This window comes from Methylobacterium sp. 001424705 (assembly GCF_059816145.1).
Map to the genome: position 1 here is coordinate 17,428 of NZ_JCBANU010000039.1, position 10,379 is coordinate 27,806.

The window sequence follows — 10,379 nt, forward strand, 5'->3', positions numbered from 1 at the left end:
CGGACTCCATCGGTGGGGACATCGAAGCGAAGGCGGAGGGGCCGGCCCTCAGGGGCCGCCGCGCAGGCGTTTGCGGAGGGTCGCCCACAGGCGGACCAGGGCGACGGGCCGCCCGGGCGCCGGATCGGGGGCCGGCTCGAGGCCGCGGCGCGGCAGCGGCGGGATGCGCGGCACCGTCCGGCGCTGCACGGGCAGGGGCGGGGTCAGGGGAAGCTGCAGGGACGGGGTCAGGGCACTTGGCGCGGGAACCGGCGCCGCGTCGCTCCGGCGCGCCCGCGGCAGGGCGCGGTCGTAGGGCGTCAGGAACTGGTCGTGCTCGGCGCCGCGCCGCGGGATCAGCGCGGCCGGGCGGTTCCAGAGCAGGATCGCCGCCGCGGCGCCGTCGCGGTCGCCGGCCTTCAGGCGCCGGACGACGGTGGAACGCGCGAAGGCCGACGGGCCGATGTTGAAGCAGAGCGAGACCAGGGCGTCGAAGGCGTGGTCGGGCAGGGCGTCGGGCAAGGCTTCGGGCAAGGCGTCCTGGATGGCATCGTCTACCGCCCGGACGTAGCGGGCGACGTCGCGCCGGAAGAGGGCGTCGCAGGCGGCCGCGGTCAGGCGCAGGCCCGGCGTCACCAGGGGCGGCCCGGCCGCCGCGGTGTGGCCGATGCCGATGGTCCAGATCCCGACGCTGTCGCGATAGGCGGTGAGGCGGCGCCCTTCGCGCGCGATGAGCACGGCTTCGCCGATGGCACTGAGGTTCATGGCCTGTCTCCGCTTGATGGCGTGGCAGCTAGACTTGCGCGATACGCGACGCGATAACTGACGCGATACTTGGAAGGACCGCGGGGTCGGGGGCGGACATGCTGCGAAAGCTCATCTCGACGGCCTTGCGACGCGAGACCGAGACTGAGACCGGCGACATCGCCCGTGAGGGGTCGGCGCGGCCGCCCGACCTCGCGTTCCCGCCCATGCGGCCGGTCGAGCCGCCCGCCGCCCGGAACGACAACCCGCTGGCGGCCCTGTGCGAGGCGGTCGAGGCCGACCTGCGGGCGGCGGGATACCTGCGCTGACCCGCGCGGATCAGGGACCGGCGGCCGCCTCCAGGGCGGTGAGCCGCGCCTCGAAGCCGCGGGCGAGGAACAGCAGCAGCTGGTCGGTGCGGAAGCCGTAGCGCTCGCCGGCCGCGCGCCCGGGACAGGCCGCCCGTGCCGGGACCGCCGGCGCGATCGTGGCGCCGTCCGCGTCGCGCACGGCCTCCGTGGCCGGGACGGCCTCCTGCGGGGCGACCGCCGGCCAGGAATCGCGGCAGACGAAGCCGTAGGCGAAGGGATCGAGGCCCTCGGCCTCCAGGATCGCGACGGCCCGCTGGACGGTGAGGCCGACGTGGCGCCGGGCCCCGTCCCCCTTCCGCGCCACGGCGTCATGGAACCGGAAGGTGCCGATCTCCCGGGCCAGCGCGCGGCCGGCGGCGATCTCGGCCTCCGAGAGGGGGGCGACCGGCGTCTTCTCGCGGGCATCGGACGTGCTGATCGCTCCGGTCCCGGCATAGAGCACCGAGGCGCGCAGCGCCGGCGTGCCGAGGCTCCAGGTGTTGTCGGCGGCGTGGGCGATGATGCCGGCGACCCCGAGCCGCGTCGTCAGGGGGGCGCTGGTGCCGAGGCCGAGATTGCCCTCCGGCCCGAAGCGCGCCGCCTCGCGCAGGGCGCCGGGGCGGGCTCCGTCCGCCGGCTTGACGAAGACCGCGAGGCCCCCCGGAAAGCCGCCCGCCGTTCCGCCCGTTCCGCCCGTTCCGGCCAGGCCGGCGACGGTCCAGGCGAGGCCCCCGCTCGACGCCTGCATCGTCAGGCCGCCGGCCAGCAGGCTGCCATCCGTGGCGAGGTCCTGGGTCAGGCGGAGGGCTGGCGCTCCGAGGAGAGGGGCGGGCGCCGGCCCGGCGACGTCGACCCGGCCCGTCGCCCGGTCGATCCGCAGGGCTTCCCGGAACCCCCCGGTGTCGGGCGCGACCTTGATCGTGAGATCGTCGCTGCCCGACAGCCCGATCTCGGCCCGTCCCGTGAAGGCGCTCTGGAACAGCAGGGAGAGGACGTTGCCGGGCGCCTGCTTGTTGAGGGTGCAGCGCAGGTCGCCGGTGCCCCCCTCGGCCGCCGTCAGGGCGGTCCAGAGGGCGGTGTTCAGCTTGGCCGCGAAGGGGTTGGCGGCGTCCGCGGTGGTGCCGAGGCCAAGGCGCGTCAGGGTCTGGAGCTGTCGGAGGGTGCTGCGGAACCTGACCCATCCGGCGGCCGTGAAGATGTAGAGCTCGTCCTCGTCGAGGATCCAGGCGAGCCAGCCGGGTTTCGGCGCGAGGCCCTGCCAGCGCCCGTCCTGGAACTGGGCGACCTGGCCGGACAGCCCCGCCCAGGCCCCGGTGGGGGCGGGGCTCAGCACGAGGTAGCGGTCGCCCTCGGCGGGGGCGGCCGGCGGCGCGGCGAGGTCCTTGTCGCGGCAGGCGAGCTGAACCACCGCGTCGAGCTGGATCAGGGCCTCGTTGTGAGTGACGTGCTTCTGGGCCTGGCCGGCCGCGATCAGCGGCAGCGCCAGAATCGGGGTGGTCTCGGGCATCGTCGGGCTCCGGGTGTCTCGGGACTGGGTTGAATCGCGGGTTCAGGCGGGCTCCACCGGCACCCGCGCCCGGGTCTCGGGGCCGGGTCCGGCCGCCGCGCCGACCTGCGCCACCGCCACGTCGAGGCGGTCCTGGGGCGTGCCGAAATCCGCCGCCTCGTCCGCCGCGGCGTAGAGGAGGTCCGACCGGTCCGCGCTCAGGGTCCGGAGGGGGTGGCCCGCGGCGGCGTAGATCGTGACCCGGTAGGCCTCGGGCTCCTCCAGCGGGACCTCGACGGCGTCCCAGGAATCCCCGTCGCGCCGGGCCCTCCGGATCCAGGCGAGGCGCACGCCCCCCGGCGCCCGCCGTGCCCGGAGATGGACGGGGCGCAGGGGCTTAAGGGCGGTGAGGCCCGCCGTGGCGCGCAGCGCGACGGTGGCCGGATCGGCCGGATCGCGCGCCGCCGGGCCGAGCCGGTAGCGGAACGGGCGGCCGGCCTCGTCGAGGCGCTCGACCAGGGGCACCACCGCCCCGTCGAGGCGCACGATCAGGCTGCCGGCCGGGGCCGCGCGCCCGGCCTGCGCCTCGCTGCCGGCCAGCCCGCGCAGGAGCCCGGTGAGCCGGTAGGTACCTGGCCCCACCAGCGTGGCGACGGCGGCTGCGATCAGTTCGATCGCCCCGTCCCCGGCGCTGCGCACCGCGAACAGGTTGCCGCCCGCGAGGGCCGCCGCCTCGCCGATGGCGTCGAGATCCCCGGCGTGGCGCAGGCGGACCGTGAGGGCCGCGCCCCGGTCGAAGCGCCAGAGCGGGCCGGGGGGCAGCGCCGTCAGGGTCTCGCCGAGGCAGGCGGGGTGGTCGACGAAGCCCTGCGGCACCAGCGGGGCGGCCTCGCCCTCCGCCCGCCAGATCGCCATCGGCCCGGGCCAGGGGTCGGCCGTCACCGCCAGCGCCTGCAGGGTGGTCGGGGTGCCGCGGTCGGCCGGCAGGTCGAGGGCGACCGCGAAGGGCGGCCCGGCCAGGGCCGGCACCGCCCGGCGCGGGCGCGGTCCGGCCGGTTCGCCCGCGCGCGGCGCCCGGCCGTGACGGGGGACGCCCCGCGTCTCGATGGCGCGCCCGCGCGGGCTGTCGGCGATGCGCAGGATCCGGTGCGGCAGCCGCTCCCCCGGCAGGGCCAGGAGATCGCCCGGCGCGAGGTCGATCCGGCGCGGGCTCAGGGTGAAGCGCGCGGTGTCGCGGGCCGCGAGGGCGGCGTCGAGGGCGGCCTCCGCCAGGGCCTCGGCGCTGGCGCGCCGGGTCACCACGGCGGCCTCCATCCGGGTCTCGCGCCGGCGCCGGCCGGTCGGCCGGGTCGCGGCGGCGCTCGCCCGGCGGTACTCGGCGGTCTCGCCGTCGGTGAAGCCGATCGCCAGGGAGCGCGGCAGCTCCGCCTCCTCGGCCCGGACCCGGGCCAGGGGGGCCTCCGCGTCGCGCAGGACCACGAGGTCGTCCGCCGCGATCGCCCGCGGCACCTCCCGCCGCGGCCCGCGCACGATCAGCGCGCCGGCCGCGGCGGAGACGTCGAGGCCGTAGAGCTGCGCCAGGGGCTCCAGGGCCGCCCGGGCCGACATCGGCCGGTCGATGACGTAGCCGTCGAGGGTCGCGTCGGCGGTGATGGCGGCCGGCACGGTGATCCCGAGGTCGGCCAGGATCGCGGCGATGAGCCGGTCGAGTTCCAGCCCCTCGATCCGCCCGGTGATCCAGTGGCCCACCGGCCAGTTGCCCGCATCCGCCCAGACGGTGTCGAAGTCGGGAAAGGCCGGGTAGGGCCGGGCGTCCCAGCACCAGACGAAGATCCCCTCCGCCGGCACCATCGGCCCGCCATAGACCGGCGAGACCGGGTTGTGGGCGGCCTCGAAGCCGGGCAGGTCGGGGTCGAACCGCCCCAGGATCGCCGCGAGGCCGCGCGCCTGGATCAGGTCGTCGCGGGTGCCGCGCGAGGCGGGCGGGCTGGCGTTCTCGGCGGATTTCGGGTCGGGGAAGACGTTGGGGCCGTTGGTGCCCTTGTCCACCGCCGGCACCCCGATCTCGGTGAGCCAGATCGGCTTGCCCCGCGGCACCCACGCCGTCGCCCGGGTCTCGCGCCCGTCCTCCCGCTCGATGTGCGGGTTCGCCCACCAGCCCACGAGGTCCTTGGCCCGGAAGATCCAGGGCTTGGCGGCGGCCCCGTCGGTGATCGGCGTGCGGACCTGCGCCGCCCGGTCGGCCGCACCGGCATAGAACCAGTCGAAGGCCTCGCCGGCGCCGAGCCGCCCCTTGAGATAGGCCGGGTCGTAGATCGAATCGGCGAGCGCCAGGTCGGCATGGGCGTCCCCGTCGCGCCAGTCGGTCAGGGGCGGGTAGTAGTCGATCCCCACCGCGTCGATGGCCGGGTCCGCGAACAGGGCGTCGAGGGGGAAGCGGACCGTGGCGCCGCCGTCGCGCACGTCGGCGCCGTACTCGGTCCAATCGGCGGCGTAGACGAGCGCGACGTCCGGGCCGAGGCGCTGGCGCAGGGCCGTCGCCAGGCTGCGGAAGCCCTCCACGGCGGGGTAGCGCCCCGCCTCCGCCCGCACCCGGGTGAGGCCGACGAACTCGCTGCCCAGGATGAAACCGGCGAGGGGAATCCCCGCGGCGGCCCAGGCGGCCGCGAGCGTCGCGTAATGCAGCACGAAAGGGCGATACTGCGCGAGGAAGGCCGCCACCTGCGTGCCGGCCGCGGCGGTGCCGTCCGGGCTCGCCGGCTGCCCGGGGGCGGGGTCGCAGGTGATGCGCCCGCGCCAGGGATAGGCCGGCTGGCTGGCGGCGGCCGGGTCGCGCGGGTCCGGCCGGCGGTTGCCCGCCGGCACGTCCATCATCACGAAGGGGTAGAGCACCACCGCGAGGCCGCGCCGGTGCAGGTCGGCCACGAGGCGGGTCAGGCCCGCATCCGAGGGCGTGCCGCCATAGGCCGGCCCGCCTTCGGGCCCGGTCGAGACGGGCGCCACCTGGTCGCGGCCCAGGCCCGCCACCGACCAGGCGTCGCCGCTCGTCACCTTGGCGGCGGAATCGACCCGGGGGGCGAGGGTGCAGAGTCCGGCGCGCAGGTCGTCCCCGAACCAGCTCGCCACCACGGAGACGCGCTCCAGCCGCGGGCAGAGCGCCTGGAGCGCGTCGAGGGAGGCGGTGACGTCGGTGCCCGCCTGCAGCTGGAACCGGTTGGCCGGGCGGGTCGTGCCATAGCCCGCCTCCTCGGTGACGCGCAGCGGATCGAGGCCGAACTCGGTGGATCCGGGGATGAGGCAGACCGCCCGGATCATCCCGGCGAGGCCTGCCACGGGGCGCAGCACCTCGAAGGCGAATTGCGGGATCCGGTTGCCGAACTCGGCCAGGGCGAGGCGCTCGAGCACCACGTAGGCGAGGCCGCGATAGGCGGGGGCGTTCGCCGCCCCCTCCTTGGCGACGATGAGCGGGTCCGGCGCCTGGTCCCCGTCGCCGACGTGCAGGCGGAGGGCGACCGTGGTCAGGTCGATCTCGCGCCCGTCCGCCCAGACCCGCCGGAGGCCCGCCACCGGGCCCTCGCAGAGCCCGATGGCGAGGTCGACGAAGTAGGCATAGGCCGTCCGCTTGACCTTGCCGCCGCCGAGGCCCTTGCCGCCGGCCGGGCCGGCGGCGGCGGGGCTCGCCACCTCCAGGGGCCGGGTCGCCCAGATCAGGGTGCCGCCGATGCGGGCCCGGCCATAGACCCGCGGGATGGGATCGCCCTCGCCGGAGCTGAGGCCCGCCACGTCGGAAAGGCGTGGCCCCTCGACCGTGCGCCCGCCGGCGAGCCCCCCGAGCAGGGCGGCGTCGAGGCCGGAGCCCGCCGCCGCCCCGAGGGCGCTGCCGATGATCCCGCCGATCGGCCCGCCCAGCGCCGTACCGGCCGCCGCCCCGGCGGTTTGCAGGATCAGCGTGGCCATGGCGGACTCCGATAGCGGGGGCGAGGTCTGAGATCTCGGGGCAACTCGCCCTTGCGGTATTATAGCGATGTGCTATTTTTCGTTGGTGAAACGGATCGCTTACAGCAAGGCTGCCCTGAAGACGCTGAGCCGGATGCCGGCCAACGTCTCGGCGATGATCCGCTCGAAGATCGCCCTGCTGGCGGCCGATCCGGCCGCCCAGGCCAACAACGTGAAGGCCCTCAAGGGCGAACCCGGGGTCTTCCGCCTGCGGGTCGGCGACTGGCGGGTCCTCTATACGGACCAGGGCGAGATCCTCGCCGTGATCCGGGTCGCCCCCCGGGGCAGCGCCTATGACTGACCCCGACGAACCCGTCGCATCGGACACTGCCGGAACGGACCTTCGCCCATGAACGCCCAGACCATCGTCACCCCGGCCGGCGAGCGCCTCGTCGTCCTGTCGGAAGCCGATTTTCGCGCCCTGAGCGAGGCGGCTGAGGACAATGCCGACCGCCTCGCGATCCAGGAATTCCGCCGTCGGCTCGCCGCCGGCGAGGAGGAGTTGCTGCCCTCCGGGATGGTGGACCGCATCCTTGGCGGGGAGAACCGCATCCGCGTCTGGCGCGAGCACCGCGGCCTCACCGCCCGCGCCCTGGCGGAGGCCGCCGGGATCGCCCAGCCGTTCCTGTCGCAGATCGAGACCGGCAAGCGCGAGGGCACCGTGGACACCCTGCGCCGGATCGCCGAGGTCCTGTCCGTCACGATCGACGACCTCGTCGGTTAGCCGCCCCCCACGCCCGGGAAGCGGAAGACCTGGGCGAGGTGGCGGCGCCACCAGGCCGTCAGGGCGACCTCCGTGACGGCGGCGCCGTCATGGGCGTGGATCATCGTGCCGGCGCCGGTGGCGAGGGCGCAGTGCCGGGCCGGCAGGTGGGCGCGGAAGCGGAACAGCAGGACGTCGCCGGCCAATGGCGGACCGTCGACGGGCAGGAGGTGGCGCGCGGCCGCGTCCGCCAGGGGATCGCAGCCGGGCGGCGCGGATTCGGCCCAGGACGCGGCGTAGGGCGGGGCCGCCTCGGGCTCCGGGCCGAGGGCCTCGCGCCAGACCCCGCGCAGCAGACCGAGGCAGTCGCAGCCGACGCCCTTCAGGGAGGCCTGGTGGCGATAGGGCGTGCCGATCCAGGCCCGCGCCAGGGTGACGATCCTCTCGGGCGTCATCGATTCGGATGTCATCGTCTCGAATGTCATCGTCTCGGATGTCATGGCGGCCTCACCGGAACAGGCTGCCGCCGTCGAGGCCCGGGCCGGCGCCGGGGGCGGGGCGCAGCACGAAATCGTTGCCCGGCAGGTGCGGGAAGCCCTGGAAGTTCGGCACGTTGGCGAACTTGTCGCGGCAGGTGGCGAGGCGCTTGTCGCAGCCCGCCGTCAGGCGGAAGCGGTCGCCCGGCGCCACCGGGCGGGGCGGGGCCTGCCAGAGGTCGAGGCGGATCGTCCCCGTCGCGCCGGCCTGGTCGCGGATCTCGGCCTCCTGTCCGGCCTGGCCGTCGCCGATCCAGGCGAGGCGCCCCCCGACGAACCACCCTGGCGCGAAATCTCCCGCCAGGGCGACGGCGAGGCGGCCGGGTTCCGGCGCCGCCAGCACCGTGCCGGTGGTGGCGAAGCGGGCCTCGGTGAGGTCCACGCGGCAGCGGGCATCGCCGAGATCGGCCCCGCAGGTGGCGCGGTAGGTCCGGCCGCGCTCGGCGTCGAGCTGGTCCATCAGCCCGCGCAACTCGGCCACGAAGGCGGTGCCGGCCCGGCGCACCTCGCCGACCGTGCCGATTTCGAGGAGCAGGTGCGTCTCGGGGCGGCGCCAGTCCACCAGCCAGGTTTCCACCGAGGCGGCGTCGTAGAGGCCGCCGGCGATGTCGGCGTCGGTGAGCCCGACCGCCGAGAGCGCCCCGGCGACCTCGCCGCCGCCGATGGCGAAGCCGAGCTCGGCGCTGGCTTCGGCCGCCTCCAGCCCGGAGCGGGCGGCGTAGGTCAGGCCGCCGAAGCTGAGGTCGCGGTCGTGGTCGGTGAAGCCGAGGCGGACGCCGTCGCGCCGGGTCAGGGCCCAGCAATGGCACAGCGTGGTCGCCCCGCCGGCGAGATGCGCGGCGAGGTCGGGGGGCAGGTCGCGCATGGTCTGGAAGCCCCGAAGAATGTCAGGAACGGGTCGGGTTGACCCGCGGGTCGGCCCGGAGCCGCGCCACCGCGAGATCGATGAAGGCCCGCACCTTGGCGGGTGCGCGCCGCCCCTCGGGGCTCACGACGTGGACCGGCATCGCCGCCGCCTCCGGATCGTCGAGGACGAGGCGCAGGCGCCCCTCCGCCACGGCCGGGGCGACCTGGTAGGACAGGAGCTGCGCGAGGCCCTGGCCGGCCAGCGCCGCCGCCAGGACGGCGTCGATGGTGTTGCAGGTCAGCCGGGGCCGCAGGGCGACGGTCCCGGGGCCGGTGCTGGCCGAGCCGATCACGGCGTGGTCGCGCAGGTCCCGCACCGTCCCGGGCGTCCCGTGCCGGTCGAGGTAGGCCGGTGCGGCGCAGAGCACCCGGCGGACGGTGCCGACCCGGATCGCCGCGAGGCCGGAATCGGCAAGCGCGCCGATCCGGACGCCCACGTCGGCACCCTCCTCGATCATGTTGACGATCCGGTCGAGGAACAGGGCCTGCGCCGAGACGGCGGCGTGATGGGCCAGGTATTCGGTGATCACCGGCAGCACGTAGAGGCGGCCGAACTGCACCGGCGCCGTCACCGTCAGGGTGCCGGAGGGCGTGGCGTAGGAGCCCGCCGCGGCGGCCTCCGCCTCCGCGATCTCCGCCAGGATGCGCCGGCAATCCTCCAGGTAGCGCCCGCCCGCCTCGGTGAGCTTCACCGAGCGGGTGGTCCGGGTCAGGAGCCGCGCCCCGATCCGCGCCTCGAGGGCTGCCACCGCCCGGGTCACGGCCGGCGGGCTGAGGTGGAGCTGGCGCGCCGCTTCGGCGAAGCCCCCGCCCTCCGCCACCCGGACGAAGACCCGCATCGCCTGCCACCGATCCATGCCGTCCTCCGCCGTCTCGCGATTGTTCCATTCTGCGGAACAGTGGCTTGCGCGGAAAGCGCATTCTCCCCGTCCGGCCCCTGGTCTTGAATGCGGATGTCGCCGGTGCCCCGGCCCTGGTTCTGTCCCCGTCCCCGAGGAGGCCTCCCATGAAGCTGTTCCACGTCGCGCTGTCCGGCCACGCCCACCGGGCCCGCCTGTTCCTGTCCTTGGTCGGCCAGCCCTGCGAGATCGTCGCGGTCGATCTCGCGAAGGGCGAGCACCGGACGCCGGACTTCCTGAGGCTGAATCCCTTCGGCCAGGTGCCGGTGCTCGTGGACGGCGAGACGGTCGTCCCCGATTCCAACGCCATCCTGGTCTACCTGGCCAAGCGCCTCGGCCGCACCGACTGGCTGCCGGAGGACGCGGCCGGCGCGGCGCGGGTCCAGCGCTGGCTCTCGGTGGCGGCCGGGCCCATCGCCTTCGGGCCGGCGGCCGCCCGCCTGATCACGGTCTTCGGCGCCGCCTTCGACGCGGCCGAGGTCATCGCCCGGGCCCACGCCATCCTCGGCCGCATCGAGGCCGAACTCGCCGAGCGGCCCTGGCTCGCCGCCGACCACCCGACCCTCGCGGACGTGGCGCTCTACAGCTACGTCGCCGCCGCGCCGGAGGGGAACGTCGACCTCGCCCCCTACGGCGCCGTCCGCGCCTGGCTCGCCCGCATCGAGGCGCTGCCGGGCTTCGTGCCCTTCCCGCAGACGCCGGCAGGCCTGCGCGCCGCCTGAGTCCCATCCCTCCCGTCAGGAGAACGCCCATGTCCCCCACCGACTGCCCCTCCCGCTC

The 10,379-nt window shown here is 75.7% G+C and carries 10 protein-coding genes; 4 read left to right on the plus strand and 6 right to left on the minus strand.

All coding sequences use genetic code 11. The features are described from left to right. Positions 1-48: 48 nt before the first annotated feature. Positions 49-744, minus strand: a complete 696-nt coding sequence (locus AC6EUL_RS21400) for a lysozyme (protein ID WP_499872561.1) — start codon at positions 742-744, stop codon at positions 49-51. A 98-nt stretch (positions 745-842) separates the two neighbouring features. On the opposite strand from AC6EUL_RS21400, the gene AC6EUL_RS21405 reads away from it, so the two are divergent. Beyond that, positions 843-1,052, plus strand: coding sequence for a hypothetical protein (locus AC6EUL_RS21405; protein ID WP_056211916.1), 210 nt, complete (start codon positions 843-845; stop codon positions 1,050-1,052). A 10-nt stretch (positions 1,053-1,062) separates the two neighbouring features. Here AC6EUL_RS21405 and AC6EUL_RS21410 read toward each other — a convergent pair whose 3' ends face one another. Further along, entirely contained in the window at positions 1,063-2,580 is a 1,518-nt protein-coding gene (locus AC6EUL_RS21410) for a DUF2793 domain-containing protein (protein ID WP_499872564.1), read from the minus strand. A gap of 42 nt (positions 2,581-2,622) precedes the next feature. Next, positions 2,623-6,516, minus strand: a complete 3,894-nt coding sequence (locus AC6EUL_RS21415) for a baseplate multidomain protein megatron (RefSeq protein ID WP_499872566.1) — start codon at positions 6,514-6,516, stop codon at positions 2,623-2,625. Positions 6,517-6,601: 85 nt separating this feature from the next. On the opposite strand from AC6EUL_RS21415, the gene AC6EUL_RS21420 reads away from it, so the two are divergent. Then, positions 6,602-6,856 carry a type II toxin-antitoxin system RelE family toxin gene (locus AC6EUL_RS21420; protein WP_056212124.1) on the plus strand — a complete coding sequence of 85 codons (255 nt, stop codon included), beginning with the start codon at positions 6,602-6,604 and terminating at the stop codon, positions 6,854-6,856. 48 nt (positions 6,857-6,904) lie between these two features. Beyond that, positions 6,905-7,279, plus strand: coding sequence for a helix-turn-helix domain-containing protein (locus tag AC6EUL_RS21425; protein WP_056211922.1), 375 nt, complete (start codon positions 6,905-6,907; stop codon positions 7,277-7,279). On the opposite strand, the gene AC6EUL_RS21430 is transcribed toward AC6EUL_RS21425, so the two are convergent. From AC6EUL_RS21430 to AC6EUL_RS21440, 3 genes are read right to left on the minus strand one after another with little or no spacing between them, the layout of a single operon-like run. Further along, positions 7,276-7,728, minus strand: a complete 453-nt coding sequence (locus tag AC6EUL_RS21430) for an NlpC/P60 family protein (RefSeq protein WP_499872569.1) — start codon at positions 7,726-7,728, stop codon at positions 7,276-7,278. The two genes, AC6EUL_RS21425 and AC6EUL_RS21430, sit on opposite strands and share 4 nt — an antisense overlap. Positions 7,729-7,765: 37 nt before the next feature. Beyond that, entirely contained in the window at positions 7,766-8,659 is an 894-nt protein-coding gene (locus AC6EUL_RS21435; RefSeq protein WP_499872571.1) for a phage/gene transfer agent baseplate hub protein, read from the minus strand. A gap of 22 nt (positions 8,660-8,681) precedes the next feature. After that, the gene (locus AC6EUL_RS21440) at positions 8,682-9,557 is read right to left on the minus strand and encodes a LysR family transcriptional regulator (protein WP_056496615.1); all 876 of its coding nucleotides are present in this window, start codon (positions 9,555-9,557) and stop codon (positions 8,682-8,684) included. 149 nt (positions 9,558-9,706) lie between these two features. On the opposite strand from AC6EUL_RS21440, the gene AC6EUL_RS21445 reads away from it, so the two are divergent. Then, positions 9,707-10,321, plus strand: coding sequence for a glutathione S-transferase family protein (locus AC6EUL_RS21445; protein WP_056211931.1), 615 nt, complete (start codon positions 9,707-9,709; stop codon positions 10,319-10,321). Positions 10,322-10,379: the final 58 nt, after the last annotated feature.

Excerpts from the sequence above, each read along its gene's own strand:
- AC6EUL_RS21400 (WP_499872561.1), bottom strand. The coding sequence starts at position 744 with ATGAACCTCAGTGCCATCGGCGAAGCCGTGCTCATCGCGCGCGAAGGG.
- AC6EUL_RS21405 (WP_056211916.1), top strand. The coding sequence starts at position 843 with ATGCTGCGAAAGCTCATCTCGACGGCCTTGCGACGCGAGACCGAGACT.
- AC6EUL_RS21410 (WP_499872564.1), bottom strand. The coding sequence starts at position 2,580 with ATGCCCGAGACCACCCCGATTCTGGCGCTGCCGCTGATCGCGGCCGGC.
- AC6EUL_RS21415 (WP_499872566.1), bottom strand. The coding sequence starts at position 6,516 with ATGGCCACGCTGATCCTGCAAACCGCCGGGGCGGCGGCCGGTACGGCG.
- AC6EUL_RS21425 (WP_056211922.1), top strand. The coding sequence starts at position 6,905 with ATGAACGCCCAGACCATCGTCACCCCGGCCGGCGAGCGCCTCGTCGTC.
- AC6EUL_RS21430 (WP_499872569.1), bottom strand. The coding sequence starts at position 7,728 with ATGACATCCGAATCGATGACGCCCGAGAGGATCGTCACCCTGGCGCGG.
- AC6EUL_RS21435 (WP_499872571.1), bottom strand. The coding sequence starts at position 8,659 with ATGCGCGACCTGCCCCCCGACCTCGCCGCGCATCTCGCCGGCGGGGCG.
- AC6EUL_RS21440 (WP_056496615.1), bottom strand. The coding sequence starts at position 9,557 with ATGGATCGGTGGCAGGCGATGCGGGTCTTCGTCCGGGTGGCGGAGGGC.
- AC6EUL_RS21445 (WP_056211931.1), top strand. The coding sequence starts at position 9,707 with ATGAAGCTGTTCCACGTCGCGCTGTCCGGCCACGCCCACCGGGCCCGC.